This is a genomic window from Kitasatospora sp. HPM-01-4 (genome assembly GCF_051374625.1).
Classification (GTDB): Bacteria; Actinomycetota; Actinomycetes; order Streptomycetales; family Streptomycetaceae; genus Kitasatospora.
In genome coordinates this window covers 5,971,386-5,993,785 of sequence record NZ_JBPQGP010000005.1, presented here as the reverse complement: position 1 = coordinate 5,993,785, position 22,400 = coordinate 5,971,386, and the positions used below count along the sequence as shown (strand labels likewise).

Below are 22,400 nucleotides of genomic sequence, written 5' to 3'. Positions count from 1 at the left end.
CTCGCCTGGTAGATCTTGCTCCCGAGCCCGTGCGACGGCGGGCCCTGGGGAGAGAGACCGGTTCATGGCACGCGTACGGCACTCCGGCGGCACGACGGCTCGGCGTGGTCCCGGTGGGTCTGCCGCGCTGCTGGCCGTGCTGCTGGCCACCACCACGGGCTGCACGTCGAGCTCCGGTATAGCGGCCGAGGGCAACATCCCCTCCTCCCAGCCCGCACCCGACAGCGAGCTCAACAAGCGGATCGGCGCACTCTTCGTCGGCGACCTGGACGGCCAACGGGCCTGTACCGCCAGCGTCGTGGACAGTCCGCACCGCAATCTCCTGGTGACCGCGGCCCACTGCGTCTACACCAGCGAGCTCGGCCGGCTCGACAACCTGGTCTTCGCCCCCGACTACCGCAACGGACAGGCCCCGTACGGGGCTTGGCCACTCGAATCGATCACCACGGATCCGCACTGGACCAGTGACGAGGACCCGGAGTACGACGTCGCCTTCGTCACGGTGGCTCCCGTGAACGGCAAGGAGATCGAGGACGCCCTCGGCGGCAACCCGATCGGCACCAACCAGGGCTTCGGCCTCCCGGTCTCGGTCACCGGCTACCCGAACGACCACCAGGCCCCGATCACCTGCACCGCGCCCACCAAGAAGTTCTCCGCCACCCAGGAGCGCTTCGACTGCGACGGCTACACCAACGGCACCAGCGGCAGCCCCTGGCTGACCTCCGCGGGCACCGTGATCGGCGTGATCGGCGGCTACCAGCAGGGCGGGGACACCGAGCAGACCTCGTACAGCATCACCTTCGACGAGCGGGTCGCCGAGCTGTACCGGAAGGCCAGCGCGTAGCCGAAGGGGCCCCGCCGCTGGCCGGACGGAGGATTCCCGGCCCGGGTGGAGGATTCCCGGCCGGGAACGGTGGGAGGACGGCCCGGTGCGAGGCGGACCGCCGCCAGCGGGCTCCCGAGGAAACACGAAGGCCCCCCGGTGACCGGAGGGCCCTCGCTCTGTACTACTCACCTCAACTGCCGGTGAAGCTCCCCCAATTGGACTCGAACCAATAACCTGCCGATTAACAGTCGGCTGCTCTGCCAATTGAGCTATGGGGGAATGTGCACAGCCGGACGTCCTGCGAGCAGGCTGTCCGAGCTCCCCCAATTGGACTCGAACCAATAACCTGCCGATTAACAGTCGGCTGCTCTGCCAATTGAGCTATGGGGGAATGAGCTTCCGCCTTGATCTCCGGGATCCTCCCGGGCCTCTCGGCGCTCGCTGCGGGACATACATTAGCGCACTCAGGGGGGTGGTCCGCCAATCGATACCCCTCACCCCGCTCGGCACCCCGGCGCGCCACCCGCTCCGGCGCGCCCGGCGCGCGGCCGTACGCACCGTCGGGGGATGCTGGTGCACGGCGGGCGAGGCTTCCCCGGACCCGCCGGTGCCCGTGCGGTTCACCGCCGGGCAGGACGGGTAGGGCAACGCGGCAGGAGCCGCGAGGAAGGGTGGAGGCCGAGCATGTGGAAGGTGACATTGGTCGTGGGGGTCGGGCTCGGGTACGTCCTGGGCGCACGCGCCGGGCGGGAGCGCTACGAGCAGATCGCCAAGACGGCCAGGCAGATCGCCCAGAACCCCCGGGTCCAGGACGCGGCCTGCAAGGCCAGGCAGCAGGCGGGCGCGGTGGCCGGGAAGGCCGCGGGCGCGGTGGCCGAGCGGGTCGGTGACCGGCTGCCCGACGCCCTCACCGACCGGGTCCCCTACCTGAACCGGCACCGCGTCGAGGACGACAGCTGGGGCACGGTGCGGCCGTAGCGCCGCTGGCCGCCCCGGGCCCGTGGCCGGCCGCTCCCGCGATCGGGCCGGGCAGGCTCCCGGTGACCGGGAGACCGGTCGGAGGGGCGCCCGGCCTCGAAGGCCGGGGCGGGAGGGCCACGTCGCACCGGGCGACGTGAGGTACGCCACCAGGGGCGAGGAGCACGCTACGGCCGTGCCGGTTCTCCTGCGGTCCCCGGTCGGGACCCTGAGGCCGTCGAGAGGCCGCCGCGCCGGCGGCAGGTGTACCGAGTGGGCAACACTCGGGTGGGCGGCGTCCGGGCCGGGCGGCCGCTGAGGCATGATCTCGGCATGGCCATCGTCGCGGGGATCGACAGCTCCACCACTCGCACCAGGATCGTCGCGTGCGACGCGGAAACCGGTGCCGTCCTGCGGGACGGCCGGGCACCCCACCCGCTGCCCGCGGGAGCGGATGCCAGGACCACCGAGACCGACCCGCAGAACTGGCTGCACTCGCTCGGTGAGGCGGCCACCGGCGGGCTGCTGGAGAGCGTCCGGGCGATCGGCGTCTCGGCCCAGCAGCACGGCATGATCGGCCTGGACGCCGGCGGCGTGCTGGTCCGCCCCGCGCTGCTGTGGAACGACCCCCGCTCGGCCGGTGCCGCCGCCGCGCTGATCGAGGCGCTGGGCGGCCAGGCCCCGTGGGTGGAGGCGATCGGTTCGGTACCGCAGCCGACGTACACCATCGCCAAGCTGCGCTGGCTGGCCGAGTTCGAGCCGGCCTCGGCGAAGCGGATCGCCGAGGTGCTGCTCCCGCACGACTGGCTGACCTGGCAGCTGCTCGGCCGCCACTCCAAGCGCCGGACCACCGACCGCGGCGACGCCTCCGGCACCGGCTACTGGTCGCCGCTCACCGGCGAGTACCGCCAGGACCTCATCAAGCTCGCCCTCGGCCACGAACTGCGCGTCCCCGACGTGCTCGGTCCCGCCGAGCCCGCCGGGCACACCCCCGAAGGCCTGCTGATCTCCGCCGGCACCGGCGACAACATGGCCGCCGCCCTCGGCCTCGGGCTGCTGCCGGGGGACGCCGTGGTCTCGCTCGGCAGCAACGGCACCATCTTCGCGGTGCACGACCAGGCCCTGGTGGACACCTCCGGCGCCGTCTCCTCGTACGCCGACGCCACCGGCCGCCACCTTCCGATGGTCGGCACCCTCAACGCCGCGCAGGTACTGCGCTCGACGGCCGCCATGCTCGGCTGCGACCTGGCCGGGCTGAGCGAGCTGGCCCTGCGGTCCTCACCCGGCTCGTACGGGCTGGTGCTGCTGCCGTACCTGGACGGCGAGCGGACTCCCCGACTGCCGCACGCCGCAGGCACCTTGACGGGGCTTCGGGCCGAGTCGATGGCCCCGCAGCACCTCGCCCGGGCCGCCGTCGAGGGCATGCTCTGCAACATCGCGGACGCGCTGGACGTCCTGCGGGCCAAGGGCGTCGCCGTGAACCGGGTCTTCCTGCTCGGTACGGTCGGGCGGCTGCCCGCCGTGCGGGAGATCGCCCCGCTGGTCTTCGGCCTGCCCGTGGTGGTACCGCCCGCCGGGGCGCACGCCGCGCGCGGTGCGGCCAGACAGGCCGCCTGGGCGCTGGCCGGTACGCCCGAGCCGCCGCAGTGGGAGCTGCCCGAGGCCGCGGTGTACACACCCGACCGGGAGCACGACCTCGCCATCGGCCAGGCGGTCCGCCAGCAGTACGTCACCGTGCGCGAGCAGATGCACCCCGAGACCAGGGCGGAGTAGGGCGCGCGCCCGGAGGGCCGGCGGCGTGTTGCGGGTACGCCGGCCGGCGGCGGTGGCAGCGTGGGAGGCTCCGGTACTCCGGGCACTCTGCTGAAGGGATGTCTCCGCATGGCGCTGCACAAGGGGAACGGCGAGGATCGTCGCCTGTCCGTCAGCCCGCTGTTCGGCACGGCCGATCCGCTCGGCGCGATGAAGCTCGCCCCGCCGCGGCACCGGCTCGCGGACCGTCCGATCCCCCCGTCCAGCGCGTACCAGCTGATCCACGACGAGCTGATGCTGGACGGCAACGCCAAGCTCAACCTGGCCACCTTCGTCACCACCTCGATGGACGAGTACGCGACCAGGCTGATGGCGGACTGCGCCGACAAGAACATGATCGACAAGGACGAGTACCCGCAGACCGCCGAGCTGGAACAGCGCTGTGTGGCCATCCTGGCCGACCTCTGGCACGCGCCGGTTCCGGCGCAGGCCATCGGCTGCTCGACCACCGGTTCCAGCGAGGCGTGCATGCTGGCCGGGCTCGCCCTCAAACGCCGCTGGATGCGGCGCAACGGGGACCGCTACGCGGCCGGCGCCCGGCCCAACCTGGTGATGGGCATCAATGTGCAGGTCTGCTGGGAGAAGTTCTGCAACTTCTGGGAGGTGGAGCCGAGGCTGGTGCCGATGAGCGGCGAGCGATTCCATCTCGACGCCGAACAGGCGGTGGCCCGTTGCGACGAGGACACCATCGGCGTGGTCGGCGTTCTCGGTTCGACCTTCGACGGCTCGTACGAACCGATCGCCGAAATCTGCGCCGCGCTGGACGAGTTGCAGCAGCGCACCGGGCTGGACGTCCCCGTGCACGTGGACGGAGCCTCCGGCGGCATGGTGGCACCGTTCCTCGACCCCGAACTCCACTGGGACTTCCGGCTTCCCAGGGTCGCCTCGATCAACACCTCGGGCCACAAGTACGGGCTGGTGTACCCCGGCGTCGGCTGGGCACTCTGGCGGGACCACGAGGCGCTGCCCGAGGAACTCATCTTCAAGGTCAACTACTTGGGCGGCGAGATGCCCACCTTCGCGCTCAACTTCTCCCGGCCCGGCGCGGAGGTCGTCGCCCAGTACTACACCTTCCTGCGGCTCGGCCGTGAGGGGTTCCGGGCGGTCCAGCAGGCCTGCCGGGACGTCGCAGGGTATCTGGCCACCGAGATCGAGAAGCTGGGCTGCTTCCGGCTGCTCACCCGGGGGAACCAGCTGCCGGTCTTCGCCTTCACCACCGTGGAGGGCCTCCCGTTCGACGTCTTCGACGTGTCCCGGCGACTGCGCGAACGCGGCTGGCAGGTACCCGCGTACACCTTCCCGGCGGACCGCACCGATCTGTCCGTGCTGCGCGTGGTCTGCCGCAACGGCTTCTCCCGGGACCTGGCCGACCTGCTGCTCGCCGACCTGACCCGGGCACTGCCCGAACTCAGGCTCCAGCCGAAGCCGTTGACGGAGCTGGGCATGCCGGCCCGGACCGGTTTCCACCACTAGGGCCGACCGGCCGTCACCCCGGTCGGTCTTAGACCGACCGGCAATAGGGAGCGTGGATCAAGGAGCGGGTCGAGAGCCGAGTCTGGGCGTGCATCGTGAGGAGAGCGCAGCGGCGCTGCGCGCGACGAGGGATGTGCGTCCAGGCGAGAGCTATCGGCACGCGACGCCGCGGGCCCTATTGCCGGTCGGTCTTAGACCGACCGGCAAATGGATCACTTGAGGCGGCGTGTGGTGGGACGGTCGCCCCACCGGTAGCGGGTGGTGGCGCGGCGGATCAGCATGCGGAGTGTGACGAGTGCAGCGGCCAGGTGGAGATAGAACTCGACGACCGCGCCGTTCCTCTCGGTACAGTGCCGCAGCTTGCCGTAGCCGTTCATCCACGAGTGCGTTCGTTCCACGGTCCACCGCTTGCCGGCCTGGATCGGGGCGGGTACGCCCTTGCGGGCGATCTCACCGGTGAAGCCCAACTCCCGAAGCAGAGTTCGGGACTTGTTGTTGTCGTAGCCCCGGTCGAGGTTGACATTCACGTCCTGAGGAAGGGGCCCGACCTGCCCGATGGCGGCCTCGAGGGTTGGTCCGAGAAGAGGCGAGTCGTGGCGGTTGGCCCCCGCGGCGACCAGGCCGAGCGGGACGCCGTGGGCCTCGGTGGCGATCGAGCGTTTCAGGCCCTGCTTTCCGCGGTCGACCGGGGACCGGCCCGCACGCTCGCCGCCGCACGGGGCCTTGGTGATGCAGCCGTCGACGGATATCTCGGACAGTTCCAGGCCGATCATGCGGTCGTACGCCTGGAGCGCGAGAGCGTGGACGGCCTCGGAAATGCCTTGTTCCGCCCATTCCTTGAGTCTTCGACGGATGGTGCGGTCCGAGCATCCGGGGCTGGAGAGGCGCTCGTAGCCCGAGCCGTGGACCAGTGCGAGTACCACGTGTTCGAACACGGTCCGGTCGGGGACTCTGCGGCGGTGGCAGCCGAGTGGGTGGCCCACAGCGAACTCCGGTCGTGTGGGCAGGAGTGCGGCGAATTGGTCCCAGAGGGGTTCGAGCAGGCAAGATGGCAGCGCGGGCACGGCTGTCCTTCGTGATCACTGAGCGTAGAGAACTCCATGATCGCGTGGACCCGTGCCCGTTCTGCCGTCCGGGCCACCTCGCCAGCACCTATTGCCGGTCGGTCTTAGTCGAGGTAGCCGCGCAGCTGGTCGGCGAAGGCGTGGCCGCGCAGCTTGGAGAGGGTTTTGGACTCGATCTGGCGGATCCGCTCGCGGGTGACGCCGAAGAGGTTGCCGATCTCCTCCAGGGTGCGCGGCCGTCCGTCGTCCAGCCCGTAGCGGAGCTGGACCACCTGGCGCTCACGCTCCCCCAGGGTGGCCAGCACCGCCTCCAGGTGCTCGCGCAGCAGCAGGAAGGAGGCGTTCTCCACCGGCGAGACGGCGTCCGCGTCCTCGATCAGGTCGCCGAGCGCGACGTCGTCCTCCTCCCCCACCGGGGTGTACAGCGAGACCGGCTCCTGAGCGAGCCGCAGCACCTCGCGGACCCTGGCCTCGGAGAGCTCCAGCACCGCGGCGACCTCGGCCGGGCCGGGCTCCGCCCCGCGCTCCTGCAGCAGCGCCCGCTGCACCCGCAGCACCCGGTTGATCAGCTCCACCACGTGCACCGGCACCCTGATCGTCCGGGCCTGGTCGGCGAGCGCCCGGCTCATCGACTGGCGGATCCACCAGGTCGCGTAGGTGGAGAACTTGTAGCCGCGCGTGTAGTCGAACTTCTCGACGGCCCGGATCAGACCGAGGTTGCCCTCCTGGATCAGGTCGAGCAGGGTCAGGCCGCGGCCCACGTACCGCTTGGCCACGGAGACCACCAGCCGCAGGTTGGCCTCGATCAGGCGCCGCTTGGCGAGCCTGCCGAGCAGCACCAGGCGGTCGAGCTCGTCGGTGAGGGGGGCCGCGGACCCGGTGGTGCCCGATGGGTCCGCCGTGGTGCCGGGTACGGGCACCTGGGCCCCGGCGGCGACCCGGCGGTCCAGGGCCTCCTCGGCGAAGAGGCCGGCCTCGACCTGTCGGGCCAGCTCCACCTCCTCGGCGGCGGTGAGCAGGCGGATCCGGCCGATCTCGCGCAGGTACTGCCGGAGCAGGTCGGCGGCGGGGCCGCTGCCCTCGCCCGGGGCCGGGGCGAGCTCCTCGGCCCCGTCCTCGTCCGGCAGGTCGGGGGCGCCCGGGAGGTCGGGCGGGCCCGGTACGTCCGGCACGTCGGGGAGGTCCGGCGGATCGGGCAGGTGGGGGATGTCCGGCAGGCCGGTGCGGGCGCCCGTAGCCGCCGGGTCGAGGTCCACGGGGTCGGGGTGGGCGTCCGGTGAACCCTGCGGAGGGACTCGGGACTCCTCGGATGGCGGGGCGGTGTCCCGGCCGTGACGGACGCCGTCCTCGAACATGACGGCCTGACGCGCAGTGGCAAGCTCCACGGCATCCCCCTCTGGGCCGCGCGCGGCTCATGCGGAGAACCGCGCCACACGGACTGGGATACCCACCAGTGTGGGGTACGCCACACCCGGGGGCCGAGAGGTGGGCGGCGACTTTCTGTTCCCGTGTCGGACGCTCCGTGAGCGCGGGCGGCGGGCCGGCGGGTGCGCGGGGCGGCTCCGGCGCGCGGGTGCGAGCGGGCCCGTCAGGGCCGCGCACGGGGCCTCGGCGAGCCCGGCCCTCGAAGCCCCTCCGTGGGGGCTACAGCCCCGCCGCACCCTTGCTGCGCAGCTGCTGGGCGTACTGCTGGAGGGCCCACAGCTCGCCCTGGACGGGACCCAGTTCCTCAGCGGTGGCCCGGTCGCCCAGGCGGCGCAGATGGGCGCGGACCTCGTTGACCCGCCGGTCCACGGCCTGGAGCCGCAGCTTGACCAGGAACTCGCCCGCGTAGATGGCGTCCGGCGCCCGCCGGGTGCGCAGCGGCTCGACGGTCAACTCGGTTACCAGGCTACGTACTTGGTCGTCGGGGCTGGCCTCGCGTACGGCCGCGGTGAAGTCCGGAAGGCTCGCGCCGTACGCGGTGCCGCCGGCCTGGCGGACGGCGCGGCGGACGGTGGTGTAGGGCGGGGTCGGGAACTCGTCGTCGCCGTAGTTGTCGAAGGCCGGACTGACCAGTTCCGGGTGCTGGAGGGCGAGTTTGAGCAGTTCGCGCTCGACGAACTGGGCGGGGTCGCGGGGGTTCAGCCGGTGGACGGGACGCGGCGGCTCAACCGGCTGCCGGCCGTCCGCACGGCGCAGCGCCTGACCACGCGGCTGCTGCCCGTTCTCCCGCTGCCAGCGGGCCAGCTGACCGACCCGACGGACCACGAACTGTTCGTCCAGGATGCCCAGCATGCCCGCGAGTTGGACCGCGTACTCGTGCTGGATCGAGCGGTCCTTGATCTTGACGATGATCGAGGCCGTCTCCTCCAGCGCGGCGGCGCGGCCCTCGGCGGTGTCCACCCGGTGCCGGGCGACGGCCGAGCGGAGCGCGAACTCGAAGAGCGGGACCGGGTGTTCGATGAGTTCGCGGACCGCCTCGTCGCCCTTGGCGAGGCGCAGTTCGCACGGATCCATACCGCCCGGGGTGATGGCGATGGAGGTGCGGGCGGCGAACTTCTGGTCGTCCTCGAAGGCGCGCAGGGCGGCCTTCTGCCCGGCCGCGTCGCCGTCGAAGGTGAAGACGGTCTCGCCGCGGTAGGCGGAGGTGTCCATCAGCAGCCGACGGATGATCTTGATGTGGTCCTCGCCGAAGGCGGTACCGCAGGTGGCCACCGCCGCGGTGACACCGGCGAGATGACACGCCATCACATCCGTGTAGCCCTCGACCACCACGGCCCGGCCACTCTTGGCGATCTCCTTCTTGGCCAGGTCGATGCCGTAGAGCACCTGGGACTTCTTGTAGATCGGCGTCTCGGGGGTGTTGAGGTACTTGGGCCCGTTGTCGTCCTCGCGCAGGCGGCGGGCGCCGAAGCCGACCACCTCGCCCGCGGCGTCCCGGATCGGCCAGACCAGCCGGCCGCGGAAGCGGTCGATCAGGCCGCCGCGCTGCCCCTGCGAGGCCAGACCGCCGACCAGGATCTCCTTGTCGGTGAAGCCCTTGCCGCGCAGGTAGCGGACCAGGTGCTCCCAGCCCGCCGGGGCGTAGCCGACCCCGAAGTGCGAGGCGGCGGCCTCGTCGAAGCCGCGCTCGGCCAGGAAGCGGCGGGCGATCTCGGCCTCCGGAGAGCCGAGCTGCTCCCGGAACCAGGCGGCGGCCACCTTGTGCGCCTCGACCAAGCGGGTGCGCTCGCCCTGCTGGTGCCGGGGGCTGTAACCGCCCTCCTCGTAGCGCAGCGTGATACCCGCCTGGGCGGCCATCCGCTCGACCGCCTCGGCGAACGAGAAGTGCTCGATCTTCATCAGGAAGGAGATCGTGTCGCCGCTCTCGCCGCAGCCGAAGCAGTGGAAGACGCCCTTGCCCGGGTGCACGTAGAAGGAGGCCGACTTCTCGTCGTGGAACGGGCAGACGCCCTTGAGCTGCGCACCGCCACCGTTGGCGAGCTGAACGTAGTCCCCGACGACCGCGTCGATGGGCAGTGCGTTGCGCACCGCCTGTACGTCCTCGTCCCTGATCCTGCCTGCCACCCCGGAATTCTACGGCCCCGGACACCCCGGGCGGCGTCCCCTGTCTCCGCTCCACCAAGCGGGCTTGCTATCTCCGCTCCACCAGGCGGGCGTGCAGGGCCAGGGCGGAGGCGTCGGTGAGGGTGGCGATCTGGTCGATGACCGCGCGCAGCGCCGCCCGGTCGTCCTCGGCGTTCTCGTAGAGGGCGGCGAAGACCGGGTCCAGGCCGTACGGGGCGGCGTCGGTGAGGCGGTCGGCGAGCTCGGCGATCACGATCCGCTGGCGGGAGCGGAGCTGGGCCTGCTCGTCCCGCTGCATCACGTAGCGGACGGCGACGGCCTTGAGCACCGCGCACTCCAGCCGGACCCCGCGCGGAACCACCAGCTCGGCGGCGTACCTGGTGAGCGGCCCCGGGCCGTACCTGGCCCGGGTGGCCTGCTCGGCGGCCAGGCAGAAGCGGCCGATCAGCTGGCTGGTGAGGTCCTTGAGACCGGCGCGGGCGCGGGCCGAGCCGTCGTACGAGCGGGGCCACCACTCCTGGCCCTGGAGGCGGTCCAGGGCCTCGCTCAGCTCCTCGGCGTCCGCGTCCGGGGCGTAGCGCTGGGCGATCTTGAAGAGTTCGGTGCGCTCCTCGGGCGAGCTGAGCGCGGCCGGGTCGATATGGCCGGCCTGCAGACCGTCCTCGACGTCGTGGGTGGAGTACGCGACGTCGTCGGACCAGTCCATCACGGTGGCCTCGAAGCACCTGCGGCCGGCGGGCGCGCCGCTGCGCAGCCAGCGGAAGACCGGCAGGTCGTCGGCGTAGACGCCGTACTTGGCGGAGGCCGGGTCGGTGGGGTGGTCGCCGCGCGTCCACGGATACTTGGTGGCGGCGTCGAGCGCGGCGCGGGAGAGGTTGAGGCCGACGCTGCGGCCCGGCCAGGGGGCGAGGCGGGCCGGCGGCTCGCCGGTCGGGGCGAAGCGCTTGGGTTCCAGGCGGGTGAGGATGCGCAGCGACTGCGCGTTGCCCTCGAAGCCACCGCAGGCGGCGGCCGCCTGGTCGAGCGCCTGCTCACCGGTGTGCCCGAACGGCGGGTGGCCGAGGTCGTGCGCCAGGCAGCCGGTCTCCACCAGGTCGGGGTCGCAGCCGAGCGAGGCCCCGAGCTCCCGGCCGACCTGGGCGCACTCTAGCGAGTGGGTCAGCCGGGTGCGCGGGAAGTCGCTGCGCATCGGGGCGACCACCTGGGTCGTGCCGGCGAGCCGGCGCAGCGCGGCGGAGTGCAGGACGCGGGCGCGGTCGCGCTGGAAGGCCGTGCGGCCGGGGCGCTTGTCGGGCTCGGGCACCCAGCGCGCCTGGGCGGCGGGGTCGTATCCGGACACACCGGTGCGGGGCGTGGCGCGGTGCGGCACGGCGTGGCGCGGTGCGTCCGACTGGGACGCTCCGGGCCGAGAAGGATCGTTCGGGGCTGAGCGGTGCGCGGTGTCGTCCATATGCGTGTCACCGTACGCCGCCGGACCGACATTCCTCTGCCCCGCCGCGCGTCCGCCAATGTTGCAGAGACTTCTCTGCAGAGAACACTATGCAGAGAACTCTCTGCACCCTAGGCTGTGCGCCATGAACGAGCCCGAACCCCGCACCCAACGTGTGATCGACGCCAGGAGCCTTCGCGGACTGGCGCACCCGCTGCGGATGCACATCCTCGAAGCGCTCAGGCTCGACGGGCCGGCCACCTCGGCCCGGCTCGCCGAGCGGCTCGGCGAGAGTACCGGAACGATCAGCTGGCACCTGCGCCACCTCGCCGAACACGGCTTCATCGAGGAGGAGTTGGGGCGCGGCACCAGACGCGAGCGGTGGTGGCGCGCGCAGCGCGCCCAGAACGTGCTGAACACCGCCGACTTCCGGCACGACCCGGCACTGCGGGGCACGGCGGCCGTCTACGTGCAGGAGATCCTCCGGCAGCAGTTCCAGCACGCCAGCGAGGCCTCGGCCATCGAGTGGACGGGCGACTGGCTCGGGGTCGGAAGCGTCTCCGACTGGAACACGCTTCGCCTGACACCGGATCAACTCAGCGCTCTGCTAAGGGAATTGTTCGAGGTCATCGAGCGCCACACCCCGGCGCCGGACAGCGAACCGGGACCCGACGCCCGGCCGATCGTGCTCCAGCTCCAGGCCCTGCCCCGAAAGGAACCCGAGAGCCGATGAACCCCGCGGACCCGCCGCGCCCGGTCGGCTTACTCCGCCGCCACCGCGACTTCCGACTGCTCTGGTTCGGCGAGACCACCGGAAAGTTCGGCTCCTCGGTGACCTCCCTGGCGATGCCGCTGATCGCCGTCACCACCCTGCACGCCTCGACCCTCGAGGTCAGCCTGCTCAGCGCGGCCGGCTGGCTGCCCTGGCTGCTGATCGGCCTGCCGGTGGGCGTCTGGGTGGACCGGATGCGCTGCCGTCCGATCATGATCGCCGCCTCGGCCGTGTCGCTGGTCCTGCTGCTGAGCGTGCCGACCGCCGCCCACGCGGGACTTCTGACGATGGCCCAACTGCTGCTCGTGGTACTGGTCACCGGAGCCGCCGGGGTCTTCTTCCAGACCGCGTACACCGCCTACCTGCCCGGCCTGCTGGACCCTGCCGACCGGGCCGAGGGCAATGCCAAGTTGCACGGCAGCGCCTCCGCCGCCCAGATCGTCGGCCTCGGCTCGGGCGGCGCCATCGCCCAGCTCCTCGGCCCGGTGAACGGGCTGCTGGCCGACGCGGCCACCTTCCTGATCTCGCTCTGTGCCACCGCGCGGATCCGGCACCGGGAACCGGTCCGCGAGGCCGCGCCGCGCCGAGCGCTGTTCCGCGAGATCGGGGAGGGCCTGCGGCTGGTGGCGGGCGACGCCTGGTTCCGCAGCCTGACGCTCTTCGGCGCCTGCTCCAACCTCGCGCTCACCGGCTACCAGACGATCCTGGTGGTGTTCCTGGTCCGCGAGGTCGGGCTGGACTCGGGGCTGGTGGGTGTACTGGTCGCCGCCGCGTCGAGCGGCGGGATCGTCGGCGCGACGCTGGCCCGCCGGGTGGCCGCCCGGATCGGTACGGCGCGCACCATGCTCCTGTTCGAGAGCGGGCTGTCCCTGCCGGCCCTGCTCATCCCGCTCACCGGGAGGGGCACCGGCCTGGCGCTGTACGTCCTCGGCGCTTTCGGGGTCTCGGCCGGGGTGGTGGGCGGCAATGTCCTCAAATCGACCTTCCAGCAGCACTACTGCCCGCCCGAGCTGCTGGGCCGCCTGACCGCCAGCAGTGCCGTCCTCAACTACGGGACCATCCCGGTCGGCGCCCTGGCCGGCGGGCTGCTCGGGACCGCCCTGGGCCTGCGGCCCGCGATGTGGATCCTCACGGCCGGGGTGCCGCTGGGCTCGCTGATCCTCTGGTTCTCACCGGTACGCCGCTGCCGCGACCTGCCCACCGAGCCGATGGCCGAGCCGAAGCCGCCGGGTACCCCCGCGGTCGCAGCCGCCGTGCCGGTGGCGGGCTGAACGACCGCCGTACGTACCCGGTCCGGCCTCGCGCCCCACCGCCCGGCGCGGCGAGCGGGTGCGCGGGGGCGGGCTCGCGCCAGGAGGGGCCACGGCGTTCCGTTGGATCGCGCCACCGGTCGGCCGACCGGTCACGCCCTCAGGGCGTGGAGGACCGCCGCCGCCATGCCCTGCTGCCCGGCCGCGTTGGGGTGCACCGGTGCCAGGCCGGATGTGGCGAAGGGCGGCTCGATCCAGCGGTCCGCCTCCCCCGCGCACATGTCGTGCCCGGACGACGGGGTGTAGGTGTCCACGTACCTGGCGCCGGCCGCCTCCGCACGGCTCCTGAGCATGGCGTTGAGCTGCCCCTCCTTCTCGGTCAGGAACGCGATGTCCCCCGGCAGCACGCTCCGGCCCAGCGTCGGCCCGCAGGCCGCCGGGTCGGCCGGCAGCAGCTGCGGGTAACCGACCACATAGACGCTGGCCTGCGGGGACCGCCGCTTCACCTCCAGCAGCAGCTCACCCAGCCGCTCGCCGGCCGCGTCGACCTTCGCCCGCACCTGGTCCTGTCCGTCGGCATCGGTGTAGTGGCGGCGACAGGGCGAGTCGTCGGCGGGTGCGCCGGTGAGACCCGCGACCAGGCTCTGTCTGAGGCTCTCCTCGGCGCACCGTCCGAGCACGTCCGCGAACCCGGCGTCGTTCCCGCCGATCCCGAGCGTGACCAGCCGGGTGGCCGGGGCGAGCGCGTCCAGCTGGGGCCGGTTGGTGCCGTCGCCGGTCCGCTGCGCGCCGGTCAGGTCGCGGGTGGTCGCCCCACTGCAGCTGACGTCGGTGAAGGCCGCCCCGGTCAGGCCGAGTGCCCTGGCCACCAGCGACGGGTAGTTGGCACCGGAGCGGGCGCACCCGGCCGGGGCCCCGGTCTGCGGAGCGATCCGCAACCCGGCGGTGTACGAGTCGCCGAGCGCCACATACGGGCCGGTCGGGGCCGTGGTGGCCGATGCCGTCGCCGATGCCGATGCGGTCGGCGCCGGACCGGAACCGTCCGTCCCGCACCCGGCCGTCAGCAGCAGGCCGGCCGTGCCCAGCAGCACGGCCGTGCGCCTGATGTCCACCTGCTCCCCCGTTCGCCCAACCGTGCTCCGACGGCCCGGCCCCCGGGCGTCCGCGCCAGCCCAAACGAACGGGCGCGCCCGATCGCTCCCGCGCCCGGCTGTGACGGCGGCTACTGCCCGGCTGTGACGGCGGCTACGCGAAGACTCCCACCCGGTCGAGCCGTACCCGGCGCGTGGCAGCTCGGGCAGCTCGGGCAGCTCCACGACGGGCGGTGCCCGGACGGGTGTGCGAGGGGCGCTACTCCGCGCCGCGCTCCTGCTCGGCGAGGAACTGCTCGAAGCGCCGCCCCAGCTCGTCCGCCGAGGGCAGTTCGGAGGCCTCGGCCAGCAGGCTCTCGCGGCCCACCGCCCCGGCCACGGCGTCGTACTGGCCCTCCATGCCCCGGATCGCGGAACGGAGTTCTCCGTCGCCCCGGGCCAGCTGCTCCTCGATGTCCGCGTACACCTCGCCGACCCGCTCGCGCAGCCCGGTGCCCGGCAGGACCAGACCGCTGGCGGACTGGACGGCCTCCAGGATCACCACGGCGGCCGCCGGGTACGCGGAACGGGCGACGTAGTGCGGCACATGGGCCGCGAAGCCCAGCACGTCGTGCCCGGCCTGCGACAGCCGGTACTCCAGCAGGGACTGGGCGCTGCCCGGCACCTGGGCCTGGTCGAACCAGCGGGGGTAGCCGGCGGCGAGGTCGACCCGGTTGCCGTGCGGGGTGAGCCCGACCGGGCGGGTGTGCGGGACACCCATCGGGATGCCGTGGAAGTCGATGGCCAGCCGGACGCCGAAGCGCTCGACCAGCTCGCGCACCGCCGCCGCGAACAGCTCCCACTCGGTGTCCGGCTCGGGACCGCTGAGCAGCAGGAACGGCGTGCCGACCGAGTCCCGGACCAGCTGGAGCAGAAGCTCCGGCGGCTCGTAGGCCGTCCAGTGGTCGCGGTCGAAGGTCATCATGGGGCGGCGGGCCCGGTAGTCGACCAGGCGGTCGTGCTCGAACCGGGCCACGATCTGCGGCGAACCGTGCTCCAGCAGGTGGGCGACCACCTGGCCGCCGGCCTCGCCGGCGTCCAGGAAGCCCTCGAAGTGGTGCAGCAGCACCAGGCCGGCGGCCTCGGTGCCGGCGGCGGCACAGGCTTCGGCCAGCGCGTCCACGCCCTGCGGCTCCAGCTGGTACAGCTCCTCGGGATCACGCACCGCGCACCCCACCCCGTTCCGTCTCGTCACTCGTCGTCGGTCCGACCGGCCGGACCCCGCCCCGTCACGGGTGCCGGATCCTGCGGAGGCCCTCCGGCCGACCGGTTCTTCACCTGTCCAGCGTGCCGCAACACCGTGACATTCCCGGATCGCCGAGGATGTGTCAGCTTGCCCACTACGCCCGTCGGGCACCCGTCGGGCCCGACCTGGCGAGCATCATCGCACTCCACCACGAATCCGCAGGTGAGAGCAGTTCTGACAGGCCTGGCACACCCCGTCCCGCGCCCGATTTCGGCTGCTGTGCCGGACCCCGGAGGCGTGTCCGGAACGGCCGTGCGCCCCCGTTCGCGCGCCGCGAAGTGACGCACCGCCTTCTGGCAGGTATGGTCCTCTCGCTGCCTCGCATCGCCGCACCGTAGTCGCGCCGTCTGTCACGTCGTGTTCCCGGTCCGGCCAGGTACGCTGGCAGCCACTCTCCAGACACCTTGCCTTCACTTGGCCGCCCGCTGCTCTTCGCGCTCTCATTCCCCTCTCGGCCATCTTTCGGACGCACACTGTCCTTTCTCTCATCCCGCCGGACGCGGTCGAAGACCCGTGCCCGTACCCGGACGTGCTGAGACACCCCCGCCTTCGTGCCGCCAGTTTCCGGTACGGAGGGCCCTCCGACCGCCGAAGGACCGAAGGATCCGTGCCCGTACCCGTAACCCTCATCGGCCGTAGCGTGCGGCTGGAGCCCCTCTCCGAACACCACGCCGAGGCACTGGCCGTGGCCGGCGCCGAGGACCGTGCGACCTACGCCTTCACTCCCGTTCCGCACGGCCTGGAAGCCGCCCGGGAGTACATCGGCCGCGCCCTCGCCGACCAGGTGGCGGGCAGGTCGCTGCCGTTCGCCATCGTGAACACCGCGGACGACAGCGTGGTGGGATCCACCCGCTTCCTGGAACTGGACTACTGGCAGGGCCCGCTGGTCTGGCCGCCGGTGCCGGGTGTGCCGCACGGCGACCCGCTGGCCGCGGTCCCGGACGCCGCCGAGATCGGCAACACCTGGCTCTCGCCGTGCGCCCAGGGCACCGGCATCAACACCGAGGCCAAGCTGCTGATGCTCCGGCACGCCTTCGAGACCTGGCAGGTCCAGCGGATCTCGCTGCGCGCCGACGCCCGCAACCAGCGCTCCCGGGCGGCCATCGAGCGGCTCGGCGCGACCAGTGAGGGCGTCCGCCGCGCCCACTCGCGGGGTCTGGACGGGGTCGTCCGCAGCACCGCCTTCTACTCCATCCTCGACGAGGAGTGGCCGGCCGTCCGGGACATCATCGAGCTCCGGATCGCCGCCGCCACCTCGCCGACCGCCCCCGACCCGGAGATCAACCAGGAGTGCCTCAGACAGGGCGGCCTCCCTCTGATCCAGGTCTGACCGCGACGGGGTTTCCCGCCGACGCGGGTCCGGGCCCGGACGGGCCCTACCGCTGACGCGGGCCCCCGACGGCTCTTCCCGCCGACGCGGGTGTGACCGCACGGACGCGCCGGTGCCCTCCGCACCCGCTGCCATCCCATGGCCGCGGGCGGAGGGCACCGGCGCACCTGCGGTCATCGCGGCGTTCCACCGGCACCGCCCGCCGTCCGGCAGGGTTCAGCAGTGGGAGTCGATCTCCTGGAAGGTGCTGTAGTGGTCGGCCGTCCAGTACTGCTCACCCGCGGTACCGGTGACGATCCGTCGGGTACCGCGGTCCCCCGAGCCGGGGGTGACCACGGTGTACTCGTGGTAGTAGCCGCCCGCGTGCCGGGGCAGCCTGCTCTCGCGGTTCTCGAAGACCACGCCGTCCGTGCGGTACGGGTACGGGCCACCCTTGGCGATCAGCGCGAGGGTGTCCTGGGCCTGGCCGGGCAGCTTGCTGCGGCAGACGTCGGCGATGGCCGGATTGGTGGGCACCCAGGTGCCGGAGGCCGACGGCTTCGCCGGGGCGGAGGGCTTCGGGCCGCCGGATCCGGCCGCCGGGGAGGTCTGGTGGGAGGAGGTCCTGGTGGACGCCGTCCTGCCGGTGCCGAGCAGGGCGTAGACGGCTGCGGCGATCACCGCGCAGCACAGGACGGCGACGACGGCGATCAGACGGATTCGGCTGGTCATGCGCTCCAGCTTGCCCGGTACCGGTCAGGCTTCCACACACCGGGTACCCCGCTCACCCGTCCGACCCAGGCCCGGTACCCGGGGAAACGCCGCCGGGGCGGGAACGGACGCCATTGTCCGTTCCCGCCCCGGCTGCCACGTACGGCGGCTCTCCTGCGCCGAGCTCCGCCGCACGCCCCTCCGGCGGAGGGGGTTGCGGCCAGCGACCGACCGCGCTTCGGGCAGTGCCCGTCAGCGCGAGTCGCTGCCCGCGGTCTCAAGGGCGGCGCGGCCGGCCTCAAGGCGCGCCACCGGAATCCGGAAGGGAGAGCAGGATACGTAGTCCAGCCCCACCTCGTGGAAGAAGTGGACCGAGTCCGGGTCACCGCCGTGCTCTCCGCAGACGCCGAGCTTGAGGTCGGGACGGGTGGCCCGACCGGCCTCCACGGCGTGCCTGACCAGCGAACCGACGCCCTCGCGGTCGATGGTCTCGAACGGCGAGACCCCGAAGATGCCCTTCTCCAGGTAGGCGGTGAAGAAGGAGGCCTCCACATCGTCGCGGGAGAAGCCCCAGACGGTCTGGGTCAGGTCGTTGGTGCCGAAGGAGAAGAACTCGGCGGCCTCGGCGATCTGACCGGCCGTCACCGCGGCACGCGGCAGCTCGATCATGGTGCCGAGCTTGATGTCCAGCTTGACCCCGGTGGACTTCGCCACCTCCGCCAGGACGCGCTCGCACTCGTCGCGGACCAGCTCCAGCTCCTGGACGGTGCCGACCAGCGGGATCATCACCTCAGGGCGCGGGTCGCCACCGGCCAGCTTGCGCTCGGCGGCCGCCTCCGCGATCGCCCGGACCTGCATCCCGAACAGGCCGGGGATGACCAGCCCGAGGCGGACGCCGCGCAGACCCAGCATCGGGTTCTGCTCGTGCAGTCGGTGCACGGCCTGGAGCAGGCGCAGGTCGTTCTCGTTCGAGTCCTTGCGAGCCTCGGCGAGGGCGACCCGTACCGAGAGCTCGGTGATGTCGGGGAGGAACTCGTGCAGCGGCGGGTCCAGCAGCCGGACGGTGACCGGAAGGCCGTCCATCGACTGGAAGAGCTCGACGAAGTCGCCCTTCTGCAGCGGGAGGAGGGCGGAGAGGGCCTGCTCACGGTCCTTGTCGTTGTCCGCCAGGATCAGGTGCTCGACCTCCTTGCGGCGCTCCTCACCGAGGAACATGTGCTCGGTGCGGCACAGGCCGATGCCCTGGGCGCCGTAGCGGCGGGCGCGGTTGGCGTCCTCGGCGTTGTCGGCGTTGGCCCGCACGGCCAGCTTGCGGCGGACGTCGGCGTGCGCCATCAGCCGGTGCACGGCCTGGACCAGCCCGCCCTGGACGTCGGCGCCGGCGTGCAGGGTGCCCTCGAAGTACTCGACCACCGGGGACGGGAGAACCGGGACCTCGCCCAGGTAGACCTTGCCGGTCGCCCCGTCGATCGAGACCACCTCGCCCTCCTCGATCACCTGGCCGTCGGCGGTGGTCAGGCGGCGGCGCTTGGTGTCGACCTCCAGCTCCTCAGCGCCGCAGACACAGGTCTTCCCCATGCCGCGGGCGACCACGGCCGCGTGCGAGGTCTTGCCGCCACGCGAGGTGAGGATGCCCTCGGCGGCGATCATGCCGTCCAGGTCGTCCGGGTTGGTCTCACGGCGGACCAGGATGACCTTCTCGCCGGAACGGGACCACTTGACGGCGGTGTAGGAGTCGAAGACCACCTTGCCGACCGCGGCGCCGGGGGAGGCCGCGATGCCCCAGGCGATCTGCTTGGAAGCGGCGTCCGGAGCGAAGCGCGGGAACATCAGCTGGGAGAGCTGGCTGCCGGTCACCCGGTGCAGCGCCTCGTCCAGGTCGATCAGGCCCTGGTCGACCAGCTGGATGGCGATCCGGAAGGCGGCGGCCGCGGTGCGCTTGCCGACCCGGGTCTGCAGCATCCAGAGCTTGCCGCGCTCGATCGTGAACTCGATGTCGCACAGGTCGCGGTAGTGCAGTTCGAGCTTCTGCATGATCGCCATCAGCTCGTCGTACGACTTCTTGTCGAGCTTCTCCAGCTCGGCGAGCGGCAGGGTGTTGCGGATGCCGGCGACCACGTCCTCGCCCTGGGCGTTCGACAGGTAGTCGCCGTACACACCGACGGCGCCGGTGGAGGGGTCGCGGGTGAAGGCGACACCGGTGCCGGAGTCCTCGCCGAGGTTGCCGAAGACCATGCTGCAGACGTTGACCGCCGTGCCCAGGTCGTTCGGGATGCGCTCCTGGCGGCGGTACAGGCGGGCGCGGTCACCGTTCCAGGAGTGGAAGACCGCGTGGATCGCCAGGTCCATCTGCTCCCGCGGGTCCTGCGGGAAGTCCCGGCCGGTCTCGCGAAGCACGATCGCCTTGAAGGTCTCGACCAGCGTCTTGAGGTCCTCGGTGGTGAGGTCGAGGTCGCTGGAGGTGCCCTTGGCCGTCTTGGCCTCGTCCAGCGCCTCCTCGAAGAGGTCGCCCTCCACGCCCAGGACGGTCTTGCCGAACATCTGGACCAGGCGGCGGTACGAGTCCCAGGCGAAGCGCTCGTTGCCGGACTGGGCGGCCAGGCCGGTCACCGAGGCGTCGGAGAGACCGATGTTCAGGACGGTGTCCATCATCCCGGGCATGGAGAACTTGGCACCCGAACGGACCGAGACCAGCAGCGGGTTGTCGGGCTGGCCGAGCTGCTTGCCCATCTGCCGCTCGAGCGAGTCAAGGTGCTCGCCGATCTCCTTGTGCAGCGAGGCCGGCTCGCTGCCGGTCTCCAGGAAGACCTTGCACGCCTCGGTGGTGATGGTGAACCCCGGAGGGACGGGGAGGCCCAGGTTGGTCATCTCGGCGAGGTTCGCACCCTTGCCGCCGAGTAGATCCTTCAGGTCCTTGTTTCCTTCGGTGAAGGAGTAAACAAACTTCTGCTGCGCCGCCACGGGTCGGTCTCCTCGCACACGGTTGCCCTGACGCCGGAGAACATACCCATTTCGAAGGCACTTTCGCGCCGCCAATAGGCCGTATGTACCCCGGAACTGGCCGCGACCCAATAGATCGAATGCCTATCGAGGCGTTCACCTCTGTTGGTGAAATCGTCCGGCTGACGCTAGCAATCGTTCAACTAGTGAAGGCACGGAAGCTCAAAGATCAGAAGAACCGGACAGAGAGTAGCGGCCGATCGACCTCGGTGTTGCCCCGACTTGATTTCCTGCAGCCAGCCGCACCGATCCGCCGCCAGGCCCCTTCGGGAAGCGATTCACACCCGACGGTCCAGCGAACCCACTCGACCAGCCGTCAATCGCCACGATATGTGGCAAGCGTCACGGGCGCACGTCAGCCGTCCAACGTAGGCGACATCCGCAGTTCGTCGCACTCTGTCGATATCCAATGGCTCTTCGTTATGAAAATCTGCCAGAAAGGAGCCCCCTTGGCCACATTGTCCAAGAGGGCCCATCCGATCCGGCGATCGAGCCTAGCGCGACAGATTCGCCATATTGTCTAAGTCATCCACCAGATGTGTCCAACTCGGCCTCAGCGCTGGGCAGGGCGCAGTCATACGGATCGTCGAGCCAGCCATCGGGCAGCACAACCCGGTTGTTGCCGCTGGTCCGGCCACGGGGGCCGTCCGCACCAGCAGGCCAGCACTGCTCCTGCTCGACCTGGGAGAGCGTCTCCGCCAGCTCGGTCAGCGAACTGGACATCGCCAGCCTCACCCGGAGCTCGGAACCCACCGAGAATCCCTTGGTGTACCAGGCGACATGCTTACGGAAGTCGATGACACCCCGTGCCTCGTCCTCCAGCCACTCACCGAGCAGCTGGGCGTGCCGCACCATCGCCTGTGCCACGTAGCCGAAGGTCGGCCGGGCGTAGTCCACATCGCCTTCGAAGATCGACACCAGATCCTTGAACAGCCATGGCCGACCAAGGCAGCCACGGCCGACGACCACGCCGTCGCAGCCGGTCTCACGCATCATCCGCACCGCGTCGTCGGCCGACCAGATGTCTCCGTTGCCCAGCACCGGGATCTCCGCCGGAACGGCCTCACGCAGCCGTGCGATGGTCGACCAGTCAGCGGTGCCGCCGTAGTGCTGCGCGGCGGTACGCCCGTGCAGGGCGATCGCCGAGACGCCCTCCTCCGCGCCGATCCGGCCCGCGTCCAGATAGGTCAGGTGATCGTCGTCGATGCCCTTGCGCATCTTCATGGTCACCGGCAGGCCGCCCGCGTTGCCGACCGCCTCACGCAGGATCTCGCGCAGCAGGTTGCGCTTGTACGGCAGCGCGGAGCCACCGCCCTTGCGGGTCACCTTGGGAACAGGGCAGCCGAAGTTGAGGTCGATGTGATCGGCGAGGTTCTCCTCCGAAATCATCTTGGCGGCCCGGCCGACCGTCACCGGGTCAATCCCGTACAGCTGGATCGAGCGCGGCTTCTCGCTCGGATCGAACTTGATCAACTGCATGGTTTTGGCGTTCCGCTCGACCAGCGCACGCGTCGTGATCATCTCCGACACATACAGCCCCTTGCCCCCGCTCTGCTCCCGGCAGAGCGTCCGGAACGGGGCGTTGGTGATACCCGCCATCGGCGCCAGCACCACCGGGGGCCACACCTGCAGCGGGCCGATGTTCAGCGGCGCGAACTCGGCGGCGGTCGGGGTGGGGGCGGCCGGGGCGGGGGCGGTCGAGGTGGGGGAGGTCGGGGTGGGGGTGGGGGCCGAGACCGGGGTGCCTGCGGTGGGGGCGGCGGTGCTGGACATGGCGGTGGCGGCGCCGCTGGACACCCGGGAGGCGCCGCGCTCCGGCGTGGCGCTGGACGCGGGTGTCGGGCTGGCGGTTGCGCTGGACGCGGGCACGGA

Annotated in this window: 16 protein-coding genes and 2 tRNA genes; 7 read left to right on the top strand and 11 right to left on the bottom strand. The window is 71.6% G+C overall.

What is annotated here, in order from left to right:
- Nucleotides 1-64: 64 nt before the first annotated feature.
- Nucleotides 65-844: a trypsin-like serine peptidase gene (locus ACSMTC_RS25990; protein WP_436562118.1), complete on the top strand. Its 780-nt coding sequence runs from the start codon at nt 65-67 to the stop codon at nt 842-844.
- Nucleotides 845-1,032: 188 nt separating this feature from the next.
- Here the strand turns inward: ACSMTC_RS25990 and ACSMTC_RS25985 are convergent.
- Both ACSMTC_RS25985 and ACSMTC_RS25980 read right to left on the bottom strand, forming a co-directional pair.
- Nucleotides 1,033-1,105: transfer RNA gene (locus ACSMTC_RS25985), tRNA-Asn, on the bottom strand.
- Between the two features lie 39 nt (nt 1,106-1,144).
- A tRNA-Asn gene (locus tag ACSMTC_RS25980) sits at nt 1,145-1,217 on the bottom strand.
- A 293-nt stretch (nt 1,218-1,510) separates the two neighbouring features.
- Here ACSMTC_RS25980 and ACSMTC_RS25975 point away from each other — a divergent pair.
- The 3 genes from ACSMTC_RS25975 (at nt 1,511) to gad (ending at nt 5,068) form a co-directional block, all read left to right on the top strand.
- Nucleotides 1,511-1,804: a hypothetical protein gene (locus ACSMTC_RS25975; protein ID WP_436562117.1), complete on the top strand. Its 294-nt coding sequence runs from the start codon at nt 1,511-1,513 to the stop codon at nt 1,802-1,804.
- Nucleotides 1,805-2,116: 312 nt separating this feature from the next.
- Nucleotides 2,117-3,556: an FGGY family carbohydrate kinase gene (locus ACSMTC_RS25970; RefSeq protein WP_436562116.1), complete on the top strand. Its 1,440-nt coding sequence runs from the start codon at nt 2,117-2,119 to the stop codon at nt 3,554-3,556.
- Between the two features lie 108 nt (nt 3,557-3,664).
- A complete protein-coding gene (gad, locus tag ACSMTC_RS25965; protein ID WP_436562115.1) occupies nt 3,665-5,068 on the top strand; it encodes a glutamate decarboxylase in 1,404 nt (467 codons plus the stop codon).
- A 212-nt stretch (nt 5,069-5,280) separates the two neighbouring features.
- Here gad and ACSMTC_RS25960 read toward each other — a convergent pair whose 3' ends face one another.
- The 4 genes from ACSMTC_RS25960 to ACSMTC_RS25945 all read right to left on the bottom strand — a co-directional run bounded on the left by ACSMTC_RS25960 (nt 5,281) and on the right by ACSMTC_RS25945 (nt 11,131).
- Entirely contained in the window at nt 5,281-6,132 is an 852-nt protein-coding gene (locus ACSMTC_RS25960) for an IS5 family transposase (protein ID WP_436562114.1), read from the bottom strand.
- Nucleotides 6,133-6,236: 104 nt separating this feature from the next.
- Nucleotides 6,237-7,487, bottom strand: coding sequence for an RNA polymerase sigma factor (locus ACSMTC_RS25955; RefSeq protein ID WP_436564812.1), 1,251 nt, complete (start codon nt 7,485-7,487; stop codon nt 6,237-6,239).
- Nucleotides 7,488-7,776: 289 nt separating this feature from the next.
- Nucleotides 7,777-9,681, bottom strand: a complete 1,905-nt coding sequence (gene dnaG, locus ACSMTC_RS25950) for a DNA primase (protein ID WP_436562113.1) — start codon at nt 9,679-9,681, stop codon at nt 7,777-7,779.
- A 67-nt stretch (nt 9,682-9,748) separates the two neighbouring features.
- On the bottom strand, nt 9,749-11,131 hold the full coding sequence (locus tag ACSMTC_RS25945; RefSeq protein WP_436562112.1) for a deoxyguanosinetriphosphate triphosphohydrolase: 1,383 nt from the start codon (nt 11,129-11,131) through the stop codon (nt 9,749-9,751).
- Nucleotides 11,132-11,255: 124 nt separating this feature from the next.
- Between ACSMTC_RS25945 and ACSMTC_RS25940 the strand changes: the two genes are divergently transcribed.
- On the top strand, nt 11,256-11,843 hold the full coding sequence (locus ACSMTC_RS25940; protein ID WP_436562111.1) for a helix-turn-helix domain-containing protein: 588 nt from the start codon (nt 11,256-11,258) through the stop codon (nt 11,841-11,843).
- Nucleotides 11,840-13,153 (top strand): MFS transporter, encoded by a 1,314-nt coding sequence (locus ACSMTC_RS25935; protein ID WP_436562110.1) that lies wholly within the window; start codon nt 11,840-11,842, stop codon nt 13,151-13,153. Before ACSMTC_RS25940 ends, ACSMTC_RS25935 begins: the two co-directional genes overlap by 4 nt.
- A gap of 131 nt (nt 13,154-13,284) precedes the next feature.
- On the opposite strand, the gene ACSMTC_RS25930 is transcribed toward ACSMTC_RS25935, so the two are convergent.
- The gene (locus tag ACSMTC_RS25930; RefSeq protein ID WP_436562109.1) at nt 13,285-14,244 is read right to left on the bottom strand and encodes an SGNH/GDSL hydrolase family protein; all 960 of its coding nucleotides are present in this window, start codon (nt 14,242-14,244) and stop codon (nt 13,285-13,287) included.
- Nucleotides 14,245-14,482: 238 nt separating this feature from the next.
- Nucleotides 14,483-15,427, bottom strand: a complete 945-nt coding sequence (locus ACSMTC_RS25925) for a PAC2 family protein (RefSeq protein WP_436562108.1) — start codon at nt 15,425-15,427, stop codon at nt 14,483-14,485.
- Nucleotides 15,428-16,115: 688 nt separating this feature from the next.
- Between ACSMTC_RS25925 and ACSMTC_RS25920 the strand changes: the two genes are divergently transcribed.
- Complete coding sequence (locus tag ACSMTC_RS25920; RefSeq protein WP_436562107.1) at nt 16,116-16,838, top strand: GNAT family N-acetyltransferase; 723 nt, start codon at nt 16,116-16,118, stop codon at nt 16,836-16,838.
- Nucleotides 16,839-17,054: 216 nt separating this feature from the next.
- Here ACSMTC_RS25920 and ACSMTC_RS25915 read toward each other — a convergent pair whose 3' ends face one another.
- The 3 genes from ACSMTC_RS25915 to dusB form a co-directional block, all read right to left on the bottom strand.
- On the bottom strand, nt 17,055-17,549 hold the full coding sequence (locus tag ACSMTC_RS25915; protein WP_436562106.1) for a ribonuclease: 495 nt from the start codon (nt 17,547-17,549) through the stop codon (nt 17,055-17,057).
- Nucleotides 17,550-17,780: 231 nt separating this feature from the next.
- A complete protein-coding gene (ppdK, locus tag ACSMTC_RS25910) occupies nt 17,781-20,489 on the bottom strand; it encodes a pyruvate, phosphate dikinase (RefSeq protein WP_436562105.1) in 2,709 nt (902 codons plus the stop codon).
- Nucleotides 20,490-21,053: 564 nt separating this feature from the next.
- The gene (dusB, locus tag ACSMTC_RS25905; RefSeq protein WP_436564811.1) at nt 21,054-22,301 is read right to left on the bottom strand and encodes a tRNA dihydrouridine synthase DusB; all 1,248 of its coding nucleotides are present in this window, start codon (nt 22,299-22,301) and stop codon (nt 21,054-21,056) included.
- Between the last annotated feature and the right edge of the window lie 99 nt (nt 22,302-22,400).